Here is a 25,922-nt window from a genome sequence, read left to right as displayed (position 1 = left end):
GTCAGAAAGATCCCTCTCCCGGTGCTGTTGGCGGTTCACGCTACCAGCCAGCGCCGGTTTTTCTTCCCGAAAACCCGACCAGAAGTCTGCCGCCATGCGTCCTGCCCGTGCCCTGATCGACCTTCAAGCCTTGCGCAACAACTACCGAATCGCCCGTGAACTCACGGGGGCCAAGGCCCTCGCTGTGATCAAGGCCGATGCCTATGGCCATGGCGCGGTGCGTTGCGCCCAGGCGCTGGAAACCGAGGCGGACGGGTTTGCAGTAGCCTGCATCGAAGAGGCGTTGGAGCTGCGGGCGGCGGGCATTCGCGCGCCGATCCTGCTGCTGGAAGGTTTTTTCGAAGCCGATGAGCTGGCACTGATTGTCGAGCATGATTTCTGGTGCGTGGTGCATTCGTTGTGGCAACTCGAAGCCATCGAGAAAGCGGCGTTGAGCAAACCGATCACCGTGTGGCTGAAGCTCGATTCGGGCATGCACCGCGTGGGGCTGCACCCGGCGGATTATCAGGCGGCCTACCAGCGACTGTTGGCCAGCGGCAAGGTCGCGAAAGTGGTGCTGATGAGCCACTTTGCGCGTGCCGATGAACTGCACGAGCAAGCCAGTGCCGATCAGGTGGCGGTATTTGAAGCCGCGCGCAAGGGCTTGTCCGCCGAGGTCAGCCTGCGCAACTCGCCGGCGGTGCTCGGTTGGCCGCAGATTCCGAGCGATTGGGTGCGCCCAGGCATCATGCTTTATGGCGCGACGCCCTTCGAAGAGGCCAACGAAGCAGCATCGCGGCTGCAACCGGTCATGACCCTGGAATCGAAAGTGATCAGTGTGCGCGAGTTGCCGGCTGGCGAGCCCGTCGGTTACGGCGCCAAATTCATCACCCCTAAACCGATGCGCATTGGTGTCGTGGCCATGGGTTACGCCGATGGCTACCCGCGTTTGGCACCGACCGGCACGCCAGTGCTGGTTGCCGGGCAGCGCAGCCAGTTGATCGGCCGGGTATCGATGGACATGCTCTGCATCGACCTGACCGATGTCCCGCAGGCCGGCCTCGGTTCGACCGTCGAGTTGTGGGGCAAAAACATCCTCGCCAGTGATGTGGCCATGGCTGCCGGCACGATTCCTTACCAGATCTTTTGCAACCTGCGCCGGGTGCCACTGCTCTATTCCGGGGCTTAGTGCGCAGGGCTCCAGACCGGAAGTCGCCTCGCTGAGCAGGATTCAGGTCAAGGTGTTGTAAATACTGAACGCTGTCGCCATGATAACGCTCACTATTCCAACAATCTGAATCCTGGAGGCGCAAGCTTTGGACGTCGGTGAACGACTGCAATCCATCCGTAGGCTCAAAGGCCTTTCCCAGCGTGAGCTCGCCAAACGGGCGGGGGTCACCAACAGCACGATTTCGATGATCGAGAAGAACAGCGTCAGTCCCTCGATCAGTTCGCTGCGCAAAGTGCTGGGCGGGATTCCCATGTCCATGGTCGAGTTCTTTTCCGAAGAAATCCTGCAGGAAAAACCGACCCAGATTGTCTACAAGGCCAACGAGCTGATCGATATTTCCGATGGCGCGGTGACCATGAAGCTGGTCGGTCGGGCGCACCCGAGCCGGGCCATCGCATTCCTCAATGAAATCTATCCGCCAGGCGCCGACACCGGTGACGAGATGCTCACCCATGAGGGCGAGGAAACCGGCATCCTGGTCGAAGGAAAACTGGAACTGGTGGTCGGTCTCGAAACTTTTGTCCTTGAAGCCGGCGATAGCTACTACTTTGAAAGTACCAAGCCACACCGTTTTCGTAATCCGTTCGATGTGCCGGCGCGACTAATCAGCGCAGCCACACCGGCGAATTTCTAAGAAAAGAGGCGTCCTGCCAGCATCGCAGAGGCGCCCGGGCTGTTTTTCCGTCGCGGCCTAAGACCCCTTCGACTTTGGGGTTGTTTCAGTGCGACGGGCTTACCGCTATACTTGCGCCCGCCTGCGAACCGTGGCCGTAGGCGTGACTAGCCACCATTGAGGGTGAACGCGTGAACCTAATTATGAAAATGCTGGCTGCACCAGCAACCGTATTGGCCCTATGGGCTGTCAGTGTCAGCGCTCAAGCTGCGACCAATGACGATATCGCCAAACGCCTTGAGCCAGTCGGCCAGGTTTGTGTTCAGGGTAAAGAGTGCAAGGGCATGGAAGTGGCCGCTTCCGCTGGCGGCGGTGGTGGTGCGAAAACTCCGGATGAAGTGATTGCAAAACATTGCAACGCTTGCCACGGTTCAGGCCTGCTGGGCGCACCGAAAATCGGTGATGCCGCTGCCTGGAAAGAGCGTGCCGATCACCAGGGCGGCCTTGACGGCATCCTGGCCAAAGCCATTACCGGTATCAACTCGATGCCGCCTAAAGGTACCTGCGCCGATTGCTCCGACGCCGAGCTCAAAGGCGCCATCCAGAAGATGTCCGGCTTGAAATAAGCCTGAGTCTTGCTGCTGGAAAAGCCGCTTTCGAGCGGCTTTTTTGTGCCTGTGATTTAACCCGGATGGCTGTTCATTGCAGCAAAGACCCGGCAAGCTCGGTCCAGGCCCAAGTCATGGAACGTGAGGGAGGATCCGATGGTTCAGTTGTGCTCTATCGAACAGGCAGTCGATGACGTCTTGACACGGTTGCCGGCGCATATCCACATGGGCCTGCCTCTGGGGTTGGGCAAACCTAATCACTTCGTCAACGCGCTGTATCGGCGGATCGCACAGTCGCCCGAACGACGGCTGACGATCTACACCGCGTTGTGCCTGGGGCGCCCGCCCTTGGGCGATGGTTTGCAAAAGCGCTTTCTCGAACCCTTTGTCGAACGGGTCTTCGGCGACTATCCGGAGCTGGAATTTCTCGCCGACCTGCGCCGCGATAGTCTGCCGGACAACATCCACATCCAGCAGTTCTTCATGCAGCCCGGCAGCCTGCTCAACAGTGCCGCGGCGCAACAGGATTACGTCAGCAGCAATTACAGCCATGCGGCGCGGGACATCAATGCCGCCGGGTTGAATCTGGTGGCGCAGCTGGTGGCCAGCCACGCCGAGCATCCTGACCGTTTGAGCCTGAGCTGCAACCCGGACATCACCCTCGACCTGTTGCCGATGATCGCCAGGCGCCGCGCCGCCGGAGAAACCATCCTGATGGTCGGCCAGGTGCACAACGACCTGCCTTACATGCCCGGCGATGCGGAAGTCGGCATCGACACCTTTGACCTGCTGATCGATGAGAAGGACAACACCACGCTGTTTTCCACGCCGAACATGCCGGTGGGGTGTCAGGACCATTTCATCGGTCTGCACGCCAGCACCCTGGTGCGTGATGGCGGTACCTTGCAGATCGGCATCGGCTCCATGGGCGATGCGCTGACAGCGGCGCTGCTGGCGCGGCAAGCCGACAACGACGGATACAGGGCTTTACTGGCAGACGTAAACCTCAGCCACTGGGCGCAACTGATCGAGCGCGAAGGCGGCATCGACCCCTTCGCCAAAGGCCTGTATGGCTGTAGCGAAATGTTCGTCAACGGCTTGCTGGTGCTGGCCGATGCCGGGATCGTGCAACGCAAGGTCTATCCGGATGTGGCGACCCAGCAGCAGGCGAATGCCGGCACCCTCGACGAGGCTGCACAAACCGATGGCATCTCGGTGCACGGTGGTTTCTTTCTCGGTCCGCGTAGCTACTACGAGCGCTTGCGCGAATTACCGCAAAGCAAGCGGCTCGAATTCAACATGACCCGCATCAGCTACATCAACGAGCTCTACGGCCAGGAAGAACTCAAGCGCTTGCAGCGCCTGGATGCGCGGTTCATCAACACCGCGTTCACCGTGACCTTGCTCGGTGCCGCGGTGGCGGATCAGCTCGAAGACGGACGTGTGCTCAGTGGCGTAGGCGGGCAGTACAACTTCGTGGTGCAGGGGCATGCGCTGGCAGGTGCGCGCTCGGTGTTGCTACTGCGCAGCTGGCGTGAGTCCGGCGGCGACGTCAGCTCGAACATCGTCTGGGAGTATGGTCACTGCACGATTCCCCGGCACTTGCGGGACATCGTGGTCACCGAATACGGCATCGCCGATCTTCGTGGCAAGACCGATGCGGCAGTGATCGAGGCCTTGCTCAATATCAGCGACTCGCGTTTTCAGCCGGGATTGATCGAGCAGGCGCAGAAAGTCGGCAAACTGCCCAAGGACTTCTGTCTCGATCCGCGCTTCACCGATAACAATCCGCAGCGTTTGTTGGCGATTCAGGCGCGGCATCCGCAGCTGTTTCCGGAGTATCCGCTGGGCTGTGATTTCACCGAGGTCGAGCAGGATCTGTTGCGGGCGCTGAACTGGCTCAAGAGCAAGTTCAAGCTGAGTGAGGTGCTGGAGTTGGGCAAGGCAGCGCTGGACGCGCCGGAGCCTGCGTTGTTCCAGGAGCATCTGCAACGCATGCAACTGGCCAGTCCGGAGGGGATGAAGGAGGATTTGTATCAGCGCCTGCTGCTCACAGGCCTCAAGGCGACTGGGCAGTAACTGGTCACCGAAAACATCAGTGGGAGCGAGCTTGCTCGCGATAGCGGTGTATCAGTCAACGAAGATGTCGACTGACACTATGCAATCGCGAGCAAGCTCGCTCCCACAGGGGGATGTGCGTTGTGGTGGCTTTATTCGATAAAGGTCACAACACCGTCGGCCAGCGACTTCACTCGGGCCAGGGACTCTACGCGATAACCCTGCGAGTCCAGTTCCGCACGGCCGCCCTGGAACGACTTCTCGATCACGATGCCCAGGCCCGCCACGGTGGCGCCAGCCTGCTTGATGATCGAAATCAGTGCCTGGGACGCCTTACCGTTGGCCAGGAAGTCATCGATGATCAGCACGCGGTCGCTACTGGTCAGGTGGCGCGGGGAAATGGCCACGGTGCTTTCGGTCTGTTTGGTGAACGAGTACACGGTCGCCGACAGCAGGTTTTCGGTCAGGGTCAGGGACTGGTGCTTGCGGGCGAAAATCACCGGCACACCCAGGTTCAGACCGGTCATGATCGCCGGGGCGATGCCCGAGGCTTCGATGGTGACAATCTTGGTGATGCCCGAATCCTTGAACAGCGTGGCGAATTCGTCGCCGATCAGCTTCATCAGGGCCGGGTCGATCTGGTGGTTCAGAAAGGCGTCGACTTTCAGGACCTGATCGGAAAGCACGATGCCTTCTTCGCGAATTTTCTTGTGCAATGCTTCCATGAAGCTGTCCTCAGTTGGCTCCAGACACTGTGAAAACTACTGCGCTCGGTAATCCTGCGTTAAAAACAGGCTCGGAATGCTCATTTACAGCCAGTAAACTCCGCTTCCTCGCCTGTTTTTGCCTTGTCTTACCTTCGCTCGCTACGTTTTCACAGCGCCTGGCTATGCCGATGTTCAATTAAAAAGTGGTCAATTCTAGCGCTTTAACATCGCGCGTATATCCGCCAATGCATTGTTGCCACGCACGGCTTTGACTTCGGTCGGCGTGTCGTCGTTGCCTTCCCAGGCCAGATCGTCCGGCGGCAGTTCATCGAGGAAGCGGCTTGGTGCGCAGTCGATGATCTCGCCGTACTGCTTGCGCTTGGCGGCGAAGGTGAAGGCCAGGGTCTGGCGCGCGCGGGTAATGCCCACGTAGGCCAGGCGACGTTCTTCTTCGATGGTGTCGGCTTCGATGCTGGAACGGTGCGGGAGGATTTCCTCTTCCATGCCCATGATGAACACGTAGGGGAATTCCAGGCCCTTGGAGGCGTGCAAGGTCATCATCTGCACGCCTTCGGCGCCATCTTCCTCTTCCTGCTGACGCTCGAGCATGTCGCGCAGGACGAGTTTGCCGATGGCGTCCTCGACGGTCATTTCGCCTTCTTCGTCTTTTTCCAGGGTGTTCTTCAGCGCCTCGATCAGGAACCAGACGTTACCCATGCGGTAGTCGGCGGCCTTGTCGCTGGAGCTGTTGGTGCGCAGCCAGTTCTCGTAGTCGATGTCCATGACCATGCTGCGCAGGGCCGAGATCGGGTCTTCGCCGGCGCACTGCTCGCGCACCCGGTCCATGAAACGCTTGAAGCGCGACAGGCGATCGGTGAAGCGGCTGTCCAGATGCTCGCCCAAACCCATCTCGTCGGTGGCGGCGTACATCGAGATCTTGCGCTCGGTGGCGTAGTTGCCCAGCTTCTCCAGCGTGGTCGAGCCGATCTCGCGGCGCGGCACGTTGATCACCCGCAGGAACGCGTTGTCGTCGTCCGGGTTCACGATCAGACGGAAGTAAGCCATCAGATCTTTCACTTCCTGACGTCCGAAGAAGCTGTTGCCGCCGGAGAGGCGATACGGCACCTGGTGATGCTGCAACTTCAGCTCGATCAACTTGGCCTGGTAGTTGCCGCGATACAGGATCGCGAAATCGCTGTACGGGCGGTCGGTGCGCAAGTGCAGGCTGAGGATTTCCATGGCCACGCGCTCGGCCTCGGCGTCTTCGTTGCGGCAACGGATCACGCGGATCTCGTCGCCGTGACCCATTTCACTCCACAGCTGCTTTTCGAACTCGTGGGGATTGTTCGAGATCAGTACGTTGGCGCAACGCAGGATGCGGCTGGTGGAGCGGTAGTTCTGCTCCAGCATCACCACTTTCAAGGACGGGTAGTCGTCCTTGAGCAGCATCAGGTTTTCCGGGCGAGCACCGCGCCAGGCGTAGATCGACTGGTCGTCGTCGCCTACCACGGTGAACTGGTTGCGTTTGCCGATGAGCATTTTCACCAGCAGGTATTGGCTGGCGTTGGTGTCCTGGTATTCGTCGACCAGCAGGTAGCGCACCTTGTTCTGCCACTTTTCCAGGATGTCGGCGTGCTCTTCGAACAGCTTCACCGGTAGCAGGATCAGGTCGTCGAAGTCCACCGCGTTGAACGCCTTGAGCGTGCGCTGGTAGTGGGTGTAGACGATGGCGGCGGTCTGTTCCTTGGGGTTGCGCGCGTTTTCCAGGGCCTGGGCCGGCAGGATCAGGTCGTTTTTCCAGGCGCCGATCATGTTCTTGATCTCGTCGACGCCGTCGTCGCCCGAGTATTCCTTCTGCATGATGTCGGTCATCAGGGCCTTGACGTCGGTCTCGTCGAAGATCGAGAAACCCGGTTTGTAGCCCAGCCGCACGTGTTCCTTGCGGATGATGTTCAGGCCCAGGTTGTGGAACGTGCAGACCGTCAGCCCGCGCCCTTCACCGGCACGCAGCAGGGTGCCGACCCGTTCCTTCATTTCGCGGGCGGCCTTGTTGGTAAAGGTCATGGCGACGATGTACTGGGCGCGAATGCCGCAGTTCTGGATCAGGTGCGCGATTTTGCGCGTGATCACGCTGGTCTTGCCGGAGCCTGCGCCGGCGAGCACCAATAGAGGGCCGCCGACGTAGTTCACGGCTTCTTGCTGCCGGGGATTGAGTCGGGACATAGGTAAATTCAGGAGTCAGTCACGAAATGGGCCGGCATTTTAACAGGCTCAGCGAATTGTGCTGCTCTGTCCGACTTGTGACGTAGCGCGCTATCTGTAATTGCCGGTTTTGTTACTTTCACGCAGGATGCGCAACGAATTTGCGGCTAATGTTCGTAATTGCGGATACAAAGGGTTCGTTTTGCTCACTGATGTCATTGTCATTGGTCATCGGAACGGCATAATGCCCGTCGCCTACATCTTTGCAGAGTCTAGGGAGCTAGCTTGTCTACGCCTGTCGAACCCTTGCGTTTGCTGCTACTGGCCGAAGAGCCAGCGTGGGCAGCGTTGTTGCGCGAGTGTCTGGCTCCTATGGGGAGCTCGGCCGTGCTCATCAGCGCGCCGAGTTGGGAGTCGGTCAGCAGCCTGTTCGATGACAACCACAGCGCGGTGTTATTGACCATCCCGCAACTTCAACCGGCGCCGGGCCGTTGCAGCCTGCCGACGGTGTTGTTGCTCGACCATGAGCCGCTGACCCCGCCCGACGGCGTGAGTGACTGGCTGGTGCGCGACCTGCTCGATCCCGGCATGTTGCGCCGTTGCCTGCGTCATGTGCGCGAACGCGGCGTCCTGGAAAACACGCTGCAACGCCTGGCCGAGCAAGATCCGCTGACCGGCATCGCCAACCGTCAGGGCTTCCAGACCCTGTTGACGGCACGCCTGGCGGAAAACGACGGTCGTGGCCTGGCCCTCGGTCATCTCGACCTCGACAACTTTCGTTATGCCAACGACGCCCTCGGCCATCAGGCCGGTGACCGCCTGATCCTGCAAGTGGTGGCGCGGCTCAAGAGCCAGCTTGAGGTCGGCGATCAACTGGCGCGCCTGGGCAGTGATGAATTCGCTCTGCTGATCGACACCCGTCGCGCTCCCCAGCGTGCGGAGTGGATGGCCGAGCGCATCAGCGAAGCGCTGGCCGAGCCTTATTGGGTCGATGGCGAAAGCCTGCTGATCGGCTCCAGCCTGGGCATCGCCTACGCCCGGGCCCAGACCGGCGCGGATCCGCTGATGTGGCATGCGCACATCGCAATGCAGCAGGCCAAAAGCACCCAGGGCTGCACCTTTCACATTTTCAACGAGCGTATCAACCGCAATGCCCGCAGCATCGCCGACCTGGAAACCGAGCTGCGCCGGGCGCTGCGTCGCGATGAGCTGGAGCTGCATTACCAGCCACGGCTGAACCTCGAAGACGGGCAAATCGTCGGCCTCGAAGCTTTGGTGCGCTGGCGGCATGCCGAGCGCGGCTTGCTGCCACCGAGCGAATTCGTGCCGCTGGCCGAGCAAAGTGGTCTGATTGTGCCGCTGGGCTACTGGGTGATTTCCCGGGCCCTGCGCGACATGCAGGCGTTGCTTGAACTTGGAATGCCGCCGTTGCACATGGCAATCAACCTGTCGTTCCGGCAGTTCCAGGACAGCCAGTTGCTGTCGACCCTGAGTCGCCTGATTGCCGAGCGCGGTGTCGAGGCGCAGTGGCTGGAGTTCGAGCTGACCGAGACCGCCGTGATGCGCCGCAGCGATCTGGTCAAGCAGACCATGGACGCCCTAGGGCGCCTCGGCGTGCGCTTCTCCCTCGACGACTTCGGTACCGGGTTCTCGTCGTTTGTGCACCTCAACAGCCTGCCGATCACTTTGCTGAAGATCGACAAGAGCTTTGTCGGCGGTATGGAGCAGCGTGAGGAAAACCGCAAACTGGTCCACGCGATGATCAACCTGGCGCACAACCTCAACCTCGAGGTGGTCGCAGAAGGCGTGGAAACGCCGGAGCAACTGGATCTGCTGCGCGGGTTTGAATGCGATCAGGTGCAGGGGTATTTGATCAGCAAACCATTGCCGCTGGCCGAGTTGGTGGAGTACCTGACGTTTGGCTCCAGTCAGCAGCCGATGCTGGAAGTCGTGAGCTGACCGCGACCTTTCAGTTGGTCCAAAACCTGTGGGAGCGAGCTTGCTCGCGATGGCGGTGTATCAGTCGAAATGGATGTTGACTGACCTGGCCTCATCGCGAGCAAGCTCGCTCCCACAGAGGATTTCCCACAGGGGGATCTCAATCTGGCTGAGCGACTGTGAAGCCATTCTGTGACGTCGACTCGCGCCGAATCATCCGCTTCATCTTCCACTCAAACCCCAGCGTCAGGCTCACCGCCGCACACGCCAGCCCCAGCGCAAGGCCCCACCAGACGCCCGTTGGCCCCCAGTCCAGGTGGAACGCCATCCACCACGCCGCCGGTGCGCCAATCAGCCAATAGCAGCCCAGGCCGACGAGGAAGGTGGTCTTGGCATCCTTGAGCCCACGAATGCAGCCCATGGCAATGGTTTGCACGCCGTCGAACAGCTCGAACCATGCCGCCACCGCCAGCAGGCTCACGGCAAGGTTGATGACATCGCGAAACGCCGGGTCGTTGTGGTCGAGAAACAGGCCGACCAACTGATTTGGCAGTAGCCAGAAGACCATGGCGAAACACAGCATCGCCGCCGCCCCGAACGCAATGCCGACCCGCCCGGCCAGCCGTGCATCCAGCAATTGTCCGGCACCGTAGTGCTGGCCGATGCGCATGGTGATCGCATAAGAAATCCCCGCCGGGACCATGAACGCCACCGAGACGATTTGCAGGGCAATCTGATGCGCCCCCAACTGCGTGCTGCCCATGGTGCCCATGCACAGCGCGGCGAAGGCAAACAGCCCGACTTCCACCGCGTAGGTGCCGCCAATCGGTAGGCCCAGGCGCCACAGTTCCTTCAGGTACGGGCGGTTCAGCCGCGACAGACCCTGGCGTAGCGGATAGGCGTTGTAGGCCGGATGCCGACGAATGTGCCAGGCCAGCGCCAGCGCCATGAGATTGGCGACAATCGCAGTCACGAGCCCGATACCCATCAGCCCCGGTTTCGGCAGGCCGAACATGCCGGTGATCAACGCATAGTTGAGCAAAAAGTTGGCAACCGTCCCGCCCACGCTGATCACCATTACCGGTGTTGCGCGGCCGATGGCGCTGGTGAACCCGCGCAGGGCCATGAAGCTCAGATAGCCGGGCAGGGCGAACGGCAGGAAGATCAAAAATTGACCGGCCGCGTTGACGTTGGTTTCGGTCTGCCCGAACAGCAGCAAGACCGGTTTGAGGTTCCACAGCAGCAAACCGGCAACCAGCGCCATCAACCACGCCAGCCACAGCCCGGCCTGGGTCAGCCGGGTAGCCCCGACAATATCGCCAGCACCCTGACGGATCGCCACCAGAGTGCCGACTGCTGCAATCACGCCGATGCAGAAAATCGACACGAACGAATAGGTTGCCGCACCGAGCCCACCACCGGCCAATGCCTCGGGACTCAGGCGCGCCATCATCAGGGTGTCGGTGAGGACCATCAGCATGTGTGCCAACTGTGAGGCAATCAGCGGCCCCGCCAGCCGCAGGATGGCCCAGAGTTCAGTACGTGCTGGATGCTGCATGGTCATCACGCTCGATTATCAAAGGGAACAGGAAAGAACCGATTCTCGGCGCTTTGCGGGGTTTGCACAAAGGGATAAAAAGGATGGATGGCATGATTCAAACTCATGCTGGAGAGTTTCTGCTAGGGTGGGCGAACCCCGCAGTAGGAGCTTTCCCAATGTCCCGTCGTCTTCCTCCCTTGTATGCCCTGCGCGCATTCGAAGCGGCGGCGCGACACAGCTCGTTTACCCGTGCGGCCGAAGAACTGTCGATTACCCAAAGTGCGGTCAGCCGGCATATTCGTACGCTCGAAGAGCATTTTGCCTGCCGCTTGTTTCACCGCAGTGGCCGCAACCTGCAACTGACCGAGTCGGCCCGTTTGTTGTTGCCGGGCATTCGCGAAGGCTTCACCGCGCTTGAGCGGGCTTGCAATACCTTGCGCGCCGAAGACGACATCCTGCGCATGAAAGCTCCCTCGACCTTGACCATGCGCTGGTTGCTGGCGCGCCTCAGTCGCTTCCGTCATCTGCAGCCGGGCAACGAAGTGCAATTGACCAGTGCGTGGATGGACGTCGATTCGGTGGATTTCAACCATGAACCTTTCGACTGCGCCGTCATCCTCAGCAACGGGCATTTTCCACCGGACTGGGAAGCGACTTTCCTGTTCCCCGAGGAGTTGATTCCCGTGGGCGCGCCGAATCTTCTGAAGGATCAACCGTGGGACGTTGCGCGTCTGGCCAGTACTGAGCTGCTGCATCCGACCCCGGACCGCCGCGACTGGCGCAACTGGCTGGAGCGCATGGGGCTGGCCGATCAGGTGTCGCTCAAGGGCGGACAGGTGTTCGATACCCTGGAGCTGGGCATGATCGCCGCCGCGCGGGGCTATGGCGTGTCCATGGGCGATCTGCTGATGGTGGCGGAAGATGTAGCCCAGGGACGCTTGAGTTTGCCTTGGCCGACCGCCGTCGCCAGTGGTGAGAATTATTACCTGGTCTGGCCGAAAACCCGCCCCGGCGGCGAGCGTTTGCGTCGCCTCAGCGATTTCCTGCAAGGCGAGGTCCGGGCCATGGAGTTACCGGATGTCGAACGCCTTGGCTGAATCGATGGCATCGACTCAATTCCGTTTTCCCCCCCCATCTACGTATCAATTGTCTTTCTTGGCATTTTCTCGACTTATGTTCTTGCTGAAACGTTTCATCAAGTTTATAAAAATGGCACAACTCCAACAAAGGCGATTGCCATGACCCCACTCAAACTCGTCGTTGCCCTTAGCGCACTGTCCGCTGCCTCCCAAGCACTAGCCTGGGATTACGTTCTGCTCGACACCGACAAAGCCGCCCAGAACTGGCAAGTCACCAGCCAGCAACTCGGCATAAAAACCGACAAACCTTTCAGCGTGACCCTGCGCACCTTGCACGGCGGTCGGCAGGAAGGCGTCAGCATCGTCGACATCGATAACGGCACGATGAAACTTTCGGTAGTTCCAACTCGTGGCATGAACGTCCTGCAGGCCTCGGTCGGTAACGTGCGCATGGGTTGGGATTCACCAGTCAAGGAAGTGGTCAATCCGTCCTTCATCGAGCTCAACGGCCGTGGTGGCCTGGGCTGGCTGGAAGGCTTCAATGAGCTGGTCACCCGCTGCGGTTACGAGTGGGTCGGCCACCCCGGCATCGACAACGGCGAACTGCTGACCCTGCACGGTCGCGCTGCCAATATCCCGGCCAACAAAGTCACCTTGCACATTGATGAAAAACCGCCGTACGCCATCAGCCTGCGCGGCGAGCTGAAAGAGCAGGCTTTCAAGAAAGTCGACTTCTCGGTCGCGACCGAACTCGTCACCGAGCCCGGCAGCATAGCGTTCGCCCTCAACGACACCCTGACCAACAACGGCGACTATCCGAAGGAATACCAGGCGCTGTATCACAGTAACTTCAGCACCCCATTCCTGGAGCAGGGCGCCCGCTTCGCTGCGCCGGTGAAACAGGTGTCGCCGTTCAACGATAAAGCCAAAAGCGATTTGCCGGACTGGCAAACCTATCGCGGACCGACCAAGGACTACGACGAAACGGTTTACAACGTAGTGCCCTACGCCGATGCCAAGGGCGATACATTGACCGTCCTGCATAACAAGGCCGGCAGCCTGGGCGTCTCGGTTGGTTTCAACACTCAAACACTGCCCGTGTTCTCCCTGTGGAAAAACACCGATACCCAAGGGCAGGGCTATGTCACGGGACTGGAGCCAGGCACGAGTTTTTCCTACAACCGCCGGTATCAGCGGCCTCTGAACCTGGTGCCAATCATTGGGCCGAAGGAGCAGAAGCAGTTCCGCATCAGCTACGGCTTGCTGGCGGATAAGACCGCTGTGGATAAGGCGTTGAAGCAGGTCAGCGAGATTCAAGGTGGGCGGGATACTGAGGTGCGGCAGACGCCGTTGGTTGACCTTACCAAGGGTTGATTTTCGCCGTCTTTGCGAAAAGCCGCTTATTGGCCGAAAAAACGCTTACAAATTTGAGCTACTGGCTTGTTGGCCGATATTGCAGTGCTTCGGCCAAGTGCTCGCGTCTGATTTCATCGACTTGTTCAAGATCCGCAAGAGTGCGCGCTACTTTGAGCAGTCGATGGGCCGCTCGCAGTGACAAGGTCAGTCGTTCACACGCCGTCTCCAGCCAGGTTTCGTCTGTTGTGGATAACTTGCAGTGTCTGCGCAGGCCCGGCAAGTCGAGAAAGGCATTGGCACAGCCTTGGCGCTTTTGTTGCCGTTCTCGTGCATCGGCAACCAACCCGGCGGCGGTGGCAGTGTCGTCGCCGGGTTTTAACGCAGGATTCAATGCCGTGGCTTCGCGAGCAACCGTCAGGTGCAGATCAATACGATCCAGCAGTGGCCCCGACAGTTTGTTGCGATAGCGCTGAACCATGTCCGGCGTACAGGAACAACGGCCACTCGGTTCGCCAAGATATCCACAGGGGCAGGGATTCATCGCGGCGACCAGTTGAAAGCGAGCCGGGAAGCGTACGCGGTCCTTGGCGCGGGAAATCACGATGTGGCCGGATTCGAGTGGCTCTCTCAACACCTCCAATACCTTGCGATCAAATTCCGGGAGTTCATCGAGGAACAGCACGCCATGGTGAGCGAGGGTGATTTCTCCCGGTTGCGGTTTTGAGCCACCGCCCACCAGTGCCGGTCCTGAGGCGGAGTGGTGTGGCTGTCGGAAGGGGCGCTGTGGCCAGTGGCTCAGTGGTACACAACTGGCGACGGATTGAATCGCTGCGACTTCCAGTGCTTCGCTCTCGGCCAGGGGTGGCAGCAGCCCTGGCAATCGGCTCGCCAATAGCGTCTTGCCTGTACCCGGCGGCCCGCTGAACAGCAGGTTATGCGCACCCGCTGCCGCAATCAGCAGTGCGCGTTTGGCTGCCATTTGCCCCTGGACTTCATTCAAGTCGGGATAGGGTTTGCTGGCGTAGAGCAAACCATTGGAGGCGTAAGGCTCGATGGGTGTGTGCCCATTGAAATGCGCCACCGCCTGCAGCAGATGGTCCACTGCGATGACCTTCAACCCTGACGCCAGGCAGGCCTCTTCGGCATTCGCCTGCGGCACCATCAACCAGCGCCCGGCCTTGCGCGCCGCCAATGCCGCCGGCAGCACCCCACGGACGGGCCGCACTGCACCGGAAAGCGCCAGCTCCCCCAGGCACTCCACGTCATCCAGTGTCAGCGTCGGCACCTGCACGCTGGCCGAGAGAATCCCCAAGGCAATCGCCAGATCGAACCGCCCGCCATCCTTGGGCAAATCCGCGGGCGCCAGATTCAACGTGATCCGTCGCGCCGGAAATTGCAGCCCCGAATTGATGATCGCGCTGCGCACCCGGTCCTTGCTTTCCTTCACTGCGGCTTCAGGTAGACCGACCATTGTCAACGACGGCAAGCCGTTGGCCAGATGAACTTCTACGGTAACGGCAGGCGCTTCCACGCCCACCTGGGCGCGGCTGTGGACGATGGAGAGGGACATGGTCGTTCCTTGAAATTACGGGGAGCCGCTTCCTGCGGTTTTTCAAGGGTAGTCAGGAGATGAGCATTTCGCGTGGTGTCAGGGAAGGTGAATTTTCGCAGGATGTTGCGAGCTATCGCCGGACGGGCGGGCAGCAAAAAACCGCCATTCAAGCGGTTCTTTGGTAAACAGTTTCAGACTCTTTTACCGGCAAGTAAGCCCGGAGGTTCAAGGTCTTTGCCGTGAGCCGCAGCGACATCAAGAAATCGTTGTTGATTGGCTGAAATCTTGCCGCCTAGCCGAAGTGCTTCAGCATGATATTGAATAATGAGTAAAAGCTTGGCTTTTCGCTTTCTTTGAATCATGGACACCTCCTGTGCCTTGGAGTGAGATCGATACTATTAATCGTCCAGGTAAATGACAAGTCGATTGTTCTGGTCGAAGCTGAATCCGAGGTTCTGGTAGTAGGGGACGACATTTGGGCCAGGATCCTGAATCTCTATTTCTTTGCACCCCAGCATTCGTGCATAGGTATCTGTAGCCAGCAGTGCCATCGGAGCGATCAAGCCACGAAGAGGATGAGACCTGTCTGGGTGACCCTGCAAAAGAATGATCTTTATGCAAATAGCGCTTTTACGCGGAGTGGCATAACACAGACCACATAGTTTCTGTTCGTACCAGATGGCCAAATCCAGTCCCTTGGCATCTTTGCACTTCCAGTTCGACACGCTTTCCCATGGGAAGAGTGCAGCTTCCAACCACGGGAGGCAGGCAGTAATCGCAGCTGGAGTTATTGGGTCGAACCTAACCGCCTCGGTGTTGAGTTTCCTGGCCCGAGATTTACAGTCCTTGACGAACATTTTATATGCGAGCTTTCGTGCATCTGATTTGTAAGTCTGGTTTCGAAGTTCGGTGCCTTTTCCTTTTCTTCTCATTGCTGGCGTCTATCGAGTAACAAGGCGAAAAGCGTAAAGAAAAGGGTGAGGACTGATAAATCAGGCCGGAGCGCCGCTTTTTGTAGGACCCTGCCGAGAAAGATGAAGGACGTCGGTGAAAGAGCGTGGATGGTCTTGCCGGATGAAGGTTGCTGCTTATGATCTCGCTGAATGCAGCCTTAGGAGGCGTGAATGAACAGGAATGGGATGCGCCCGATTCATCCTGGCGAAATTCTCAGCGAGGAGTTTTTGAAGCCACTGGGCGTTACAACCGATGCTCTGGCTCGCTCGTTGAACGACCCGGAGGCGGAAATAAGCGATGTTGTGAATCAGCGGAGCGGTGTCAGTGTTGGTCTGGCGCAAAAGCTATCCATCAACCTGAACACCACGCCCGAGTTCTGGCTGAATCTGCAATCGACCTACGAGTTGCGCTCGGCCCAGATCGAGCGTGGTTGAACGTTAAATATTCAAAGCGACTGCAAGACGAGTGAAGCCCGCTTCCACCACGGTTTTACCGGGCGTCTTGCCTGCTCCTGCTCTGTCATCATCTGCGGCACATCCTGCAACCGAATCCACGGCTGGTTGTTCCAGTGCAGCAGGCTCAACGACATTTCCGGCCAGTTGAGCAGGCTCAGTTGCGGGCGTTCGGTTGTGGTGGGGTATTGGGCATCTCGCAGGGCGGGAACAACTTCGTGGGTGAGCCATTCACGCAGAGCTCGGTACTCGGGGCAGTAGTGGTAGACCAGTAATGCGTAGACGCCGGATTCGCTGACCAGCAGGGTGTTTTCGATATGTCCGTGGATGAGGGTTTTGGCTGTTTGGTATTGGTCGGGGTCGAGTTTTCGGACTTGGCGGTCGTTGAGGTAGATGCGTAGCAGTCGCCCTAGGTCGCGGGCGCTGAACCAGGGTTGGTTTTGTATAAGGAGGGCGTGGAGGTGGAGTTTGTGGCGGGTGAAGACTTGCGGAATCAGGTAAGCATCATCTCGATTCATTGATACAGCTCCTTTTGCTTAAGGGCTGCCGGCAATTGTCGCCAAACAATTGGGTGGCAGTTGTACGCGGGTTGGCGAACCGGAGCAAAAGGAACCCGGCAGACCCGGAGATCTCCCACGCACAACCGCCATGACTTGCGTCGATGGTCGTCATGCTCCTTTAGCTTCCGGGTCGCCAAACCCAGTGCTGAACATTCAGCTGAGGGTGAGCTTAGGAACCGGAGATCTGCGGCGCAATCGGACGGCGGTGTGATGTTTGTAGGACGTTGCCGGGATTGTTGCGGGGCTTGCGATCAAAAGATCACAGCCTGCGGCAGCTCCTACAGGTGAAGTGCAAGGTCGTGCCGACCTTCAATCGCGAGCAGGCTCGCTCCCACAGGGGGACTGCATTTCACATCAGAATTTATTCAGTCGGCGGATTCAGCTTCGCTTCCAGCTCCGCCACCTTCGCCTCAAGGCTCTCCAGCCGAGCCCGCGTGCGTGCCAGCACGACCATCTGGCTATCGAATTCTTCCCGGCTCACCAGATCCAGTTTGCTGAAGCCGCTCTGCAGCAGCATTTTGAACTGGCTTTCGATTTCAGCTTTCGGCAGAGGCGTGTCGCCGCTGAAGAGGCGGGAGGCGGTGCCGGTGAGGGCGTCGAGGAAGTCTTTTGGCGCGAGCATGGGCAATGTCCTGGAAACAATGACGGGCAGTGTATCACGCAGTGTCTATAGTCATTTGCGCGGGCAAGGGATGCACACTTTTCGCGCATGGGGACGGACGGTGTCGCACCGTTGTTGTGCGTATCGCGTCGGGTGTTGTTGCGAAGTAGCAGTCATCTGCGGGTAAAGGCTTGAAAACAGTAGTTTTTGTGGAGATGGCAAGCTTTCTGCTTAGACCCTGATGACCCATGCACTGATGCAGTCACTGTGACGAACGCAGTGCGCCAAGCGAAGCGGGGGAGTGTTTCGTGAGGAGCGTCGGACGGGCAGGTCAGGGCCGACGATGCGTTACAAAGCCAGGCACTGCGCTTAGACTTGAGACGGGTTTGTTTTCCTGGGGCAAGTCCACCAATTCGGGAGAGAGTTTTCATGAAGCTAGTCACTGCCATCATCAAGCCGTTCAAGCTGGACGACGTACGCGAGTCGCTGTCCGAGATCGGCGTGCAGGGCATTACCGTCACTGAAGTCAAAGGCTTTGGTCGGCAGAAGGGTCACACCGAGCTGTATCGCGGCGCGGAATACGTGGTCGATTTCCTGCCCAAGGTGAAGATCGACGTCGCCATCGACGACAAGGATCTGGACCGGGTAATCGAGGCCATCACCAAGGCTGCCAACACCGGCAAGATCGGTGACGGCAAGATCTTCGTGGTCAATCTGGAACAGGCGATTCGCATCCGTACCGGCGAAACCGATACCGACGCAATCTAAGCCGCCACAAACCCAACGCCCCAGGAGAAAACAATATGACTCTGCGTAAATTCGCAGGGCTAGGAGCCCTGTTGTCCATCGTAATGCCCAGCCTTGCTCTGGCGGCAGACGAAGTGGCGGCCCCAGTCCTCAACTCCGGCGACACCGCCTGGATGATGACCTCGACGGCCTTGGTGCTGTTTATGACCATTCCCGGCCTCGCGCTGTTCTACGGCGGCATGGTTCGGTCGAAAAACATTCTTTCCGTGATGATGCAGTGCTTCGCCATTACCGGTCTGATCAGCGTCCTGTGGGTCATTTATGGCTACAGCATCGCGTTCGACACCACGGGCATGGAGCAAGGCGTCGTCAACTTCAACTCGTTCTTCGGCGGCATGGGCAAGGCATTCCTCGCCGGCATCACGCCAGCCAGCCTGACCGGCCCTGCGGCGCTGTTCCCTGAGGCGGTATTCGTCACCTTCCAGATGACCTTCGCGATCATCACCCCGGCGCTGATCGTCGGTGCGTTCGCCGAGCGGATGAAGTTCTCCGCGATGCTGGTGTTCATGGGCATCTGGTTCACCCTGGTGTATGCGCCGATCGCACACATGGTCTGGTCCGGCAACGGCGGCCTGATGTGGGACTGGGGCGTGCTCGATTTCGCCGGCGGTACAGTGGTGCACATCAACGCCGGTGTGGCTGGTCTGGTTGCCTGCCTGGTGTTGGGCAAGCGCAAGGGCTTTCCGACCACGCCGATGGCTCCGCACAACCTCGGTTACACCCTGATGGGCGCGGCCATGCTGTGGGTCGGCTGGTTCGGTTTCAACGCCGGTTCCGCCGCTGCGGCCAATGGCACCGCCGGCATGGCGATGCTGGTAACTCAGATTGCTACCGCCGCTGCCGCACTGGGCTGGATGTTTGCCGAGTGGCTCACCCACGGCAAGCCTAGCGCACTGGGCATCGCTTCGGGCGTGGTTGCCGGTCTGGTGGCAATCACCCCGGCTGCCGGCACTGTCGGCCCGATGGGCGCGCTGGTAATCGGTCTGGCGGCTGGCGTGGTGTGCTTCTTCTGCGCCACCACCCTCAAGCGCAAGCTCGGCTATGACGACTCCCTGGACGCCTTCGGTGTGCACGGTATCGGCGGTATCCTCGGCGCAATCCTGACCGGTGTGTTCGCTGCTCCGTCCCTGGGTGGCTTCGGCACCGTGACCGACATCGCCGCGCAAGTGTGGATTCAGTGCAAAGGCGTGGGCTTCACGGTGATCTACACCGCGATCGCTACATACATCATCCTCAAGGTGCTGGATGCGGTCATGGGCTTGCGTATCAACGAAGAAGAAGAGGCGGTCGGCATCGATCTGGCGCTTCACAACGAACGCGGCTACAACTTGTAAGCAAGCGCTAAAAAAACTGCCCGGCTTGCCGGGCATTTTTTTGTCTGGAATTTGTTGTTGAAGGCTGGGCTGAAAGGTTTTTTCCTACAGGTTTTACGATGTTTACGTCGGGTGTTTTTGTGCAGCCAAAGGCTTACAGGATTGAAGGAATATTAGGGCCTTTGTTTTTTTCCAGAGCGCGCTAGAATGCGCCCCGAACGTGCGGAGAACTGTATGTGGCAACAGACTCTGATTACCTTGCGGGCGAGGCCCCGGGGCTTTCATCTGGTAACGGACGAGTTACTCGCCGGCCTGCCTGAACTCAAGGCGTGTCGGGTCGGTCTGTTGCATTTGTTGCTGCAGCATACCTCGGCGTCGTTGACCATCAACGAGAACGCCGATCCGGCGGTACGTCGCGACTTCGAACGATTTTTCAATCGTCTGATCCCACAAGGAACAGACGGCTATGAGCATAACGACGAAGGCCTGGACGACCTCCCGGCGCACTTCAAGGCCAGCGTGCTTGGCTGTCAGCTCAGTTTGCCGATTTCGGCAGGCCAGCTGGCGTTGGGGACCTGGCAAGGCGTTTATCTGGGCGAGCACCGTGATCATGGCGGTGCCCGTAAAGTCCTCGCCACCGTACACGGTGAAGAGGCATAGCCGCTGGTCAGCAGCGGCTGTTGAATTTTTTCCTGCTGCCTTCGACAGAGGGCAAAGCTGGGCTATAACTAATCTGCTTTTCGCAAGTCATGAGGTAGAACATGAGCGACGATGATCTGGAAAACGACGACCTCGAAGTAGGCGACGACGACGAAACCGAAGAAGGTCTGGAAGCAGCGGCGGAAGACGTCGCTGAAGACGACGGCAGTGATGCGCCGGTTCCGGCTGCCAAAGGCAAGGCCAAGGCAGCGGTATCGGTCGATGAATTGCCAAGCGTCGAAGCCAAGAACAAGGAACGCGATGCTCTCGCGCGGGCCATGGAGGAGTTTTTGGCCAAGGGTGGCAAGGTGCAGGAAGTGGAGGCCAATGTGGTCGCCGATCCGCCCAAGAAACCGGACAACAAGTACGGCAGCCGGCCTATCTGAGCCTGCTACCCGCTTGCTGAAAAAGCCCGCCGTCGCTGCGGGCTTTTTCATGCCTGAAACAAAAATATGAAACCTGTGGTGATCCCTGTGGGAGCGGCGGTGCGGCGATCCCACATTGGTTCTGTGTCAGGCTGAGGCCTTGTTCCACCGCGCCAACAGCGCCGGCAAATCGGTCAGGCTGCGAATCTCCGCATCCGGCAACCGTTCGGCTTCCCAGACCTTGCCCGCCGGGTTGAACCAGATTGCCCGCATTCCCGCCTGCTGCGCACCGGCAATGTCATCGCCCGGATGATCGCCAATGTGCACCGCCGTTTCAGCGGTCGCGCCACCACGCTGCAAGGCCTCCTGAAACAGTCGCGCATCGGGTTTGGCGATGCCGATGTCTTCGGCGCACAACGCAAACTTGAAGTAATCCGCCAGGCCCAGCCGACGCACATCGGCGTTGCCATTGGTGATCACGCCGAGAGCGTAATGGTTGGCGAGAATTTCCAGGGTCGGTTCGACCTCTGGAAACACTTCGATCTGATGCCGGGCATGCAGGAACACTTCAAAGCTCTTGTCCGCCAGATCCGAGGCTTCTGCATGGGTGTAGCCAGACTCTTCGAGTGCATGGAACAGCACCCGCCGACGCAATGCGCTGATGCGGTGCTTGAGGCCAGGCTCGTTGCTCAACACGCGCTCACGAATGGTCCACAGATGCTCCACCGGCACCGCCCCAAGGTTGGGTGCGTACTCGGTCAGCCATTCACGCAAAACGGCTTCGGCGCTGACGATGACGGGGGCGGTGTCCCACAAGGTGTCGTCGAGGTCGAAGGTGATCAACTGAATGCTCATGAATCGTCGCCCTTAATGCGTTTGGCCCTTGGGTGGGCGTTGTCGTAGACCGTGGCCAGGTGCTGGAAGTCCAGGTGGGTGTAGATCTGCGTAGTCTTGATGTCCGAGTGGCCGAGCAGTTCCTGTACTGCGCGCAGGTCCTGGGAGGATTCCAGCAAATGGCTGGCGAAGGAGTGCCGCAACATGTGCGGGTGCAGGTTCTGCCCCAGTTCGCGCTCGCCGGCAGCCTTGACCCGCACCTGGATCGCCCGGGGGCCGAGGCGGCGGCCTTGCTGGCTGACAAACACCGCATCGTCTGCCGGGTTGGCCATCGCCCGCAGCGGCAACCATTGTTCCAGTGCTTCGCGAGCCTTTTTACCCACCGGCAACAGTCGGGTCTTGCTGCCCTTGCCGAGCACCTGGACCATGCCGTCGGCCAGGTCGAGCTGATCGAGATTGAGTCCGGTCAGCTCCGACAGGCGCAGCCCCGAGGAGTAGAACAGTTCCAGAATCGCCTGGTCCCGGCGTGCGAGAAAGTCGTCCTCCACACCACCTTCCAGCAGTTGCAGGGCGCGGTCGGTATCGAGGGTTTTCGGCAGGCGGCGTTCGCCTTTGGGCGGTGCGAGGCCATTGGCTGGATCGTGGTCGCACAGGCCTTCACGGTTCAGGTAGTGATAGAGCCCGCGAACGGCTGACAGCAATCGCGCCAGGCTACGGGACGATTGGCCTTGGGCATGCAGGCGGGCAACCAGGCTGCGCAGGCGCTGGATGTCCAGTGCCGTCCAGCTGCCGATGTTCTGTTTGATGCACCAGCCCAGCACTTTATCGAGGTCGCGGCGGTAGGCCGACAGCGTGTGTGGCGACACCTGCCGCTCACTGCGCAGGTGTTCGCAGTAAGCGTCCAGTTGTCGTTCCATGTTCAGCGTACCGAGCGCAGGGAGTTGTTGACCCGTGGCAGCACGCGACCCATGACTTCAGCGATGTAGCTCAGGAACAAGGTGCCCACCGAGCTTTTGTAGTGTTGCGGATCACGGCTGGCGATGGCCAGGATGCCGTGGATGCCTTGATGGCTGATGGCAACGACCGCGGTGGAGCCGATCTGCTTGCGCTGTTCTTCGCCGAACAGGAAGTCCAGCTCATGCTCGCGCAGGCTGCCACTGACACTTTTGTCTTCCGAGAGCAAACCGCCGATGGCCACCTGGGCTTCCGCGTGAGTGACCCAGCGGCCCACCGGCATGGCGTTGTCGCCGAGCAGGATGAGGCTGACGAAGGGCACCTGGAATTCCTGGCGCAGGCTGTCTTCGACGCACATCACCACATCTTCCAGGCTGGCGGCGTCCATCAGCGCCAGGATCAGGCGACGGGTCTTTTCGAACAATCGGTCGTTGTCCCGGGCCACGTCCATCAAATGCGACAGGCGATGACGCAGTTCAATGTTGCGGTCGCGCAGGATGGTCATCTGACGCTCCACCAGCGACACGGTATCACCGCGACGATGGGGAATACGCAGGGACGGGAGCAGCTCTTCGTGCTCGACGAAGAAGTCCGGATGAGCCTCCAGGTACGCGGCAATAGCCGCCGCCTCCAGGCTTTCGGACGGTGATTCGTCAGCTTGTCGCGCGGGTACCTGAGGCTTGTCGGTCATAGGTTTCGCTCACTCAAAGACGCACTTGTCCTTCATATACGCGCACTGCCGGGCCGGTCATCATCACCGGTTGGCCAGGGCCTGCCCACTCTATGGACAAGCGCCCGCCAGGCAGGTCGATCAATAGCGGCGAATCCATCCACCCCTGGCTGATCGCGGCCACTGCGGCGGCGCAGGCGCCGGTTCCGCAAGCCTGGGTTTCCCCGGCTCCACGCTCCCAGACTCGCAACTGCGCGCGGCTCCGGTCGATGACCTGGAGAAAACCGACATTGACCCGTGCCGGGAAGCGCGGGTGATGTTCGATTTTCGGCCCCAGTTCATGCACCGGCGCGTTGTTGATATCGCTGACCCGCAGCACGGCATGGGGGTTGCCCATGGACACGGCAGCCAGATCGACCGGGGTGCCGTCGACGTCGACCTGATAACTCGTGGCCTGCTCCGGTGCCTGGAACGGAATATCCGCCGGCACCAGGCGCGGGGCGCCCATGTTGACGCTGATCTGGCCATCGTTACGCACGTCGAGCTCGATGACGCCGCTTTTGGTCTCGACGCGAATCAGCCGCTTTGCGGTCAGGCGCTTGTCGAGCACGAAGCGGGCGAAACAGCGCGCACCGTTGCCGCATTGTTCCACTTCGGAACCGTCGGAGTTGAAGATCCGATAGCGGAAATCCACGTCCGGGTTGCTCGGCGCCTCGACGATCAGCAATTGGTCGAAACCGATGCCGGTGTGCCGGTCGCCCCATTGCTTGGCATGCTTGGGCAGGATGTGCGCGTGCTGGCTGACCAGGTCGAGGACCATGAAATCATTGCCCAGGCCGTGCATCTTGGTAAAACGCAGCAGCATGGTTTTACTCCGGCAGCAGGCTTTCGCCAGCAAACAACTCGGCTACCGTTTCACGGCGACGCACTTCAAATGCCCGATCACCGTCCACCAACACTTCTGCGGTACGGCCGCGGGTGTTGTAGTTGGAGCTCATGACAAACCCGTAGGCACCGGCCGAATGCACGGCCAGCAGGTCACCTTCTTCCAGCGCCAGCTGACGGTCCTTGGCCAGGAAGTCGCCGGTCTCGCAGATCGGGCCGACGATGTCGTAGGCGCGGGCAGCGGAGGTGCGCGGGCGCACGGCAGTGACGTCCATCCAGGCCTGGTACAGCGCCGGGCGGATCAGGTCGTTCATGGCCGCGTCGACGATGGCGAAGTCTTTGTGCTCGGTGTGCTTGAGGTATTCGACCTGGGTCAGCAATACACCGGCGTTGGCGACGATGAAGCGGCCCGGTTCGAACACCAGTGCCAGGTCACGGCCGTCGAGGCGCTCGCGCACGGCCTTGATGTAGTCGGCAGCCAGTGGCGGCTCCTCGTCCTTGTATCGCACGCCCAGGCCGCCACCGAGATCGATGTGGCGCAGGTAGATGCCGCAATCGCCAAGGCGGTCGACCAGGCCCAGCAGGCGGTCGAGAGCGTCGATGAACGGTGGCAGGGTGGTCAGTTGCGAGCCGATGTGGCAATCGACGCCGACCACTTCCAGGTTCGGCAGCTGCGCGGCACGCACGTACACATCTTCGGCGTCGGCGATGGCGATGCCGAACTTGTTCTCTTTGAGTCCGGTGGAGATGTACGGGTGGGTACCGGCATCGACGTCCGGGTTCACGCGCAGCGAAACCGGCGCGCGAACGCCCAGTTCGGCGGCGACCACTTGCAGGCGTTCCAGCTCGTCGGTGGATTCGACGTTGAAGCAGTGCACGCCGACTTCCAGGGCGCGACGCATGTCGTCACGGGTCTTGCCGACGCCGGAGAACACGATCTTGTCGGCGCTGCCGCCAGCGGCCAGTACACGTTCCAGTTCGCCACGGGAGACGATGTCGAAACCGGCGCCCAGGCGCGCCAGGACATTCAGTACGCCCAGGTTGGAGTTGGCCTTTACAGCAAAGCACACCAGGTGCGGCATGCCGGCCAGTGCATCGGCGTAAGCCAGGTATTGGGCTTCGATGTGCGCGCGCGAGTAAACGTAGGTCGGTGTACCAAAGCGTTCGGCGATGGCAGACAGGGCAACACCTTCCGCGAACAGTTCACCGTCACGGTAGTTAAAAGCGTCCATGAGGTTCCCTTATTATTGGTAGACGTCGTGCTTGTGTGCTTTGGAGGCAGGCTGCTGCTGCGACGACTTGGCTTGCTCGACAGGGTCCTGGTCTTCATCGGGCAGGTACAGCGGGCCTTTTTGACCGCAGGCCGACACAAGGCAGGCAACCGCGAGGAGCGCAGCAAGGGAAGAGATCAGGCGCTTCATGGCGAAATCCTTGAAAATGCATTAATTGCGCCGGAGTATACCGGCCACCCGGCAGCTTGCCTATGCAACGGACCGCCCGTCCGGCGGGGCTTGGCCGCAAGCACATCGAACCCACGGGTAGGGCAACTGGTCGTTATCCTTTGCAATCGACGGGGCTCGGTCGTATCTTGCGGCGCTTGAGCCTGATCAGACACTTTTTGAGGTTGCCGTAATGAGTTTGTCCGAAGCGCGTTTCCATGACCTTGTCGATGCCACCCAGCAAACCCTGGAGGACATCTTTGACGAGAGCGACCTGGATATCGACCTCGAAAGCTCGGCCGGTGTGCTGACCGTCAAGTTCGAGAACGGCAGCCAGTTGATCTTCAGTCGCCAGGAGCCGCTGCGTCAGCTGTGGCTGGCGGCGGTTTCCGGTGGTTTTCACTTCGACTACGACGAAGAAAGCGAGCGCTGGATGTGCGACAAGAGCGAAGAGCAGTTGGGTGAAATGCTTGAGCGTATCGTCCAGCAGCAGGCCGGTGTCGAGCTCGATTTCGAAGGCCTGTGA

General features: G+C 59.8%; 27 protein-coding genes. 13 read left to right on the top strand and 14 right to left on the bottom strand.

The window, feature by feature from the left end:
- Nucleotides 1-94: 94 nt before the first annotated feature.
- From alr to ACMDB8_RS27140, 4 genes are all read left to right on the top strand, one after another.
- Nucleotides 95-1,168, top strand: a complete 1,074-nt coding sequence (gene alr, locus ACMDB8_RS27155; RefSeq protein ID WP_223541289.1) for an alanine racemase — start codon at nucleotides 95-97, stop codon at nucleotides 1,166-1,168.
- Between the two features lie 127 nt (nucleotides 1,169-1,295).
- Complete coding sequence (locus tag ACMDB8_RS27150) at nucleotides 1,296-1,844, top strand: cupin domain-containing protein (protein ID WP_008023455.1); 549 nt, start codon at nucleotides 1,296-1,298, stop codon at nucleotides 1,842-1,844.
- Between the two features lie 182 nt (nucleotides 1,845-2,026).
- Complete coding sequence (locus tag ACMDB8_RS27145; RefSeq protein ID WP_033047925.1) at nucleotides 2,027-2,449, top strand: c-type cytochrome; 423 nt, start codon at nucleotides 2,027-2,029, stop codon at nucleotides 2,447-2,449.
- Nucleotides 2,450-2,587: 138 nt separating this feature from the next.
- A complete protein-coding gene (locus ACMDB8_RS27140; protein ID WP_223541290.1) occupies nucleotides 2,588-4,510 on the top strand; it encodes an acetyl-CoA hydrolase/transferase C-terminal domain-containing protein in 1,923 nt (640 codons plus the stop codon).
- A gap of 131 nt (nucleotides 4,511-4,641) precedes the next feature.
- On the opposite strand, the gene ACMDB8_RS27135 is transcribed toward ACMDB8_RS27140, so the two are convergent.
- Together ACMDB8_RS27135 and rep are read right to left on the bottom strand one after the other, a co-directional pair.
- Nucleotides 4,642-5,214 (bottom strand): xanthine phosphoribosyltransferase, encoded by a 573-nt coding sequence (locus ACMDB8_RS27135; RefSeq protein WP_046038985.1) that lies wholly within the window; start codon nucleotides 5,212-5,214, stop codon nucleotides 4,642-4,644.
- Nucleotides 5,215-5,409: 195 nt separating this feature from the next.
- A complete protein-coding gene (rep, locus tag ACMDB8_RS27130) occupies nucleotides 5,410-7,419 on the bottom strand; it encodes a DNA helicase Rep (protein ID WP_056726343.1) in 2,010 nt (669 codons plus the stop codon).
- A 264-nt stretch (nucleotides 7,420-7,683) separates the two neighbouring features.
- On the opposite strand from rep, the gene ACMDB8_RS27125 reads away from it, so the two are divergent.
- Complete coding sequence (locus ACMDB8_RS27125) at nucleotides 7,684-9,357, top strand: putative bifunctional diguanylate cyclase/phosphodiesterase (RefSeq protein WP_056726344.1); 1,674 nt, start codon at nucleotides 7,684-7,686, stop codon at nucleotides 9,355-9,357.
- 139 nt (nucleotides 9,358-9,496) lie between these two features.
- Here the strand turns inward: ACMDB8_RS27125 and ACMDB8_RS27120 are convergent, their stop codons facing one another.
- On the bottom strand, nucleotides 9,497-10,894 hold the full coding sequence (locus ACMDB8_RS27120; protein WP_056726672.1) for a NorM family multidrug efflux MATE transporter: 1,398 nt from the start codon (nucleotides 10,892-10,894) through the stop codon (nucleotides 9,497-9,499).
- 158 nt (nucleotides 10,895-11,052) lie between these two features.
- Between ACMDB8_RS27120 and ACMDB8_RS27115 the strand changes: the two genes are divergently transcribed.
- Nucleotides 11,053-11,973 (top strand): LysR substrate-binding domain-containing protein, encoded by a 921-nt coding sequence (locus tag ACMDB8_RS27115; protein WP_056726345.1) that lies wholly within the window; start codon nucleotides 11,053-11,055, stop codon nucleotides 11,971-11,973.
- A 141-nt stretch (nucleotides 11,974-12,114) separates the two neighbouring features.
- Complete coding sequence (locus ACMDB8_RS27110) at nucleotides 12,115-13,329, top strand: aldose 1-epimerase family protein (RefSeq protein ID WP_056726346.1); 1,215 nt, start codon at nucleotides 12,115-12,117, stop codon at nucleotides 13,327-13,329.
- Between the two features lie 58 nt (nucleotides 13,330-13,387).
- Here ACMDB8_RS27110 and ACMDB8_RS27105 read toward each other — a convergent pair whose 3' ends face one another.
- From ACMDB8_RS27105 to ACMDB8_RS27095, 3 genes are all read right to left on the bottom strand, one after another.
- Nucleotides 13,388-14,881, bottom strand: coding sequence for a YifB family Mg chelatase-like AAA ATPase (locus tag ACMDB8_RS27105; RefSeq protein ID WP_056726347.1), 1,494 nt, complete (start codon nucleotides 14,879-14,881; stop codon nucleotides 13,388-13,390).
- Between the two features lie 173 nt (nucleotides 14,882-15,054).
- Nucleotides 15,055-15,225 (bottom strand): hypothetical protein, encoded by a 171-nt coding sequence (locus tag ACMDB8_RS27100; RefSeq protein ID WP_177336484.1) that lies wholly within the window; start codon nucleotides 15,223-15,225, stop codon nucleotides 15,055-15,057.
- Between the two features lie 36 nt (nucleotides 15,226-15,261).
- On the bottom strand, nucleotides 15,262-15,795 hold the full coding sequence (locus tag ACMDB8_RS27095) for a hypothetical protein (RefSeq protein ID WP_056726348.1): 534 nt from the start codon (nucleotides 15,793-15,795) through the stop codon (nucleotides 15,262-15,264).
- Nucleotides 15,796-15,987: 192 nt separating this feature from the next.
- Here ACMDB8_RS27095 and ACMDB8_RS27090 point away from each other — a divergent pair, with 192 nt between their 5' ends.
- Nucleotides 15,988-16,251, top strand: coding sequence for a HigA family addiction module antitoxin (locus ACMDB8_RS27090; RefSeq protein ID WP_056726349.1), 264 nt, complete (start codon nucleotides 15,988-15,990; stop codon nucleotides 16,249-16,251).
- A gap of 11 nt (nucleotides 16,252-16,262) precedes the next feature.
- On the opposite strand, the gene ACMDB8_RS27085 is transcribed toward ACMDB8_RS27090, so the two are convergent.
- Together ACMDB8_RS27085 and ACMDB8_RS27080 are read right to left on the bottom strand one after the other, a co-directional pair.
- Complete coding sequence (locus ACMDB8_RS27085) at nucleotides 16,263-16,787, bottom strand: BRO-N domain-containing protein (protein ID WP_056726350.1); 525 nt, start codon at nucleotides 16,785-16,787, stop codon at nucleotides 16,263-16,265.
- A 403-nt stretch (nucleotides 16,788-17,190) separates the two neighbouring features.
- Nucleotides 17,191-17,451 (bottom strand): accessory factor UbiK family protein, encoded by a 261-nt coding sequence (locus ACMDB8_RS27080; protein ID WP_046038993.1) that lies wholly within the window; start codon nucleotides 17,449-17,451, stop codon nucleotides 17,191-17,193.
- Between the two features lie 408 nt (nucleotides 17,452-17,859).
- Between ACMDB8_RS27080 and glnK the strand changes: the two genes are divergently transcribed.
- From glnK to sutA, 4 genes are all read left to right on the top strand, one after another.
- Nucleotides 17,860-18,198, top strand: coding sequence for a P-II family nitrogen regulator (gene glnK, locus ACMDB8_RS27075; protein WP_002555808.1), 339 nt, complete (start codon nucleotides 17,860-17,862; stop codon nucleotides 18,196-18,198).
- 35 nt (nucleotides 18,199-18,233) lie between these two features.
- A complete protein-coding gene (locus tag ACMDB8_RS27070; protein ID WP_056726351.1) occupies nucleotides 18,234-19,571 on the top strand; it encodes an ammonium transporter in 1,338 nt (445 codons plus the stop codon).
- Between the two features lie 213 nt (nucleotides 19,572-19,784).
- Entirely contained in the window at nucleotides 19,785-20,210 is a 426-nt protein-coding gene (locus ACMDB8_RS27065; protein ID WP_056726352.1) for a secondary thiamine-phosphate synthase enzyme YjbQ, read from the top strand.
- A gap of 101 nt (nucleotides 20,211-20,311) precedes the next feature.
- Entirely contained in the window at nucleotides 20,312-20,635 is a 324-nt protein-coding gene (gene sutA / locus ACMDB8_RS27060) for a transcriptional regulator SutA (RefSeq protein WP_056726353.1), read from the top strand.
- 126 nt (nucleotides 20,636-20,761) lie between these two features.
- Here sutA and ACMDB8_RS27055 read toward each other — a convergent pair whose 3' ends face one another.
- The 6 genes from ACMDB8_RS27055 to lptM are packed head-to-tail and all read right to left on the bottom strand — an operon-like array spanning nucleotide 20,762 to nucleotide 25,378.
- Nucleotides 20,762-21,469, bottom strand: a complete 708-nt coding sequence (locus ACMDB8_RS27055) for an HAD family hydrolase (RefSeq protein ID WP_056726354.1) — start codon at nucleotides 21,467-21,469, stop codon at nucleotides 20,762-20,764.
- The gene (gene xerC, locus ACMDB8_RS27050; RefSeq protein ID WP_056726355.1) at nucleotides 21,466-22,365 is read right to left on the bottom strand and encodes a tyrosine recombinase XerC; all 900 of its coding nucleotides are present in this window, start codon (nucleotides 22,363-22,365) and stop codon (nucleotides 21,466-21,468) included. Before xerC ends, ACMDB8_RS27055 begins: the two co-directional genes overlap by 4 nt.
- A gap of 2 nt (nucleotides 22,366-22,367) precedes the next feature.
- On the bottom strand, nucleotides 22,368-23,093 hold the full coding sequence (locus ACMDB8_RS27045; RefSeq protein WP_056726356.1) for a DUF484 family protein: 726 nt from the start codon (nucleotides 23,091-23,093) through the stop codon (nucleotides 22,368-22,370).
- Between the two features lie 13 nt (nucleotides 23,094-23,106).
- Entirely contained in the window at nucleotides 23,107-23,937 is an 831-nt protein-coding gene (gene dapF / locus ACMDB8_RS27040; protein ID WP_056726357.1) for a diaminopimelate epimerase, read from the bottom strand.
- 4 nt (nucleotides 23,938-23,941) lie between these two features.
- A complete protein-coding gene (gene lysA / locus ACMDB8_RS27035; protein ID WP_056726358.1) occupies nucleotides 23,942-25,189 on the bottom strand; it encodes a diaminopimelate decarboxylase in 1,248 nt (415 codons plus the stop codon).
- Nucleotides 25,190-25,201: 12 nt separating this feature from the next.
- Nucleotides 25,202-25,378: an LPS translocon maturation chaperone LptM gene (gene lptM / locus ACMDB8_RS27030; protein WP_007980804.1), complete on the bottom strand. Its 177-nt coding sequence runs from the start codon at nucleotides 25,376-25,378 to the stop codon at nucleotides 25,202-25,204.
- 211 nt (nucleotides 25,379-25,589) lie between these two features.
- Between lptM and cyaY the strand changes: the two genes are divergently transcribed.
- On the top strand, nucleotides 25,590-25,922 hold the full coding sequence (gene cyaY / locus ACMDB8_RS27025) for an iron donor protein CyaY (protein ID WP_008050853.1): 333 nt from the start codon (nucleotides 25,590-25,592) through the stop codon (nucleotides 25,920-25,922).

The organism is Pseudomonas monachiensis (assembly GCF_047345015.1).
GTDB classification, from domain to species: Bacteria; Pseudomonadota; Gammaproteobacteria; order Pseudomonadales; family Pseudomonadaceae; genus Aquipseudomonas; species Aquipseudomonas monachiensis.
Note: the sequence above shows the minus strand (reverse complement) of the source record. Positions and strands in the feature narration are given on the sequence as shown.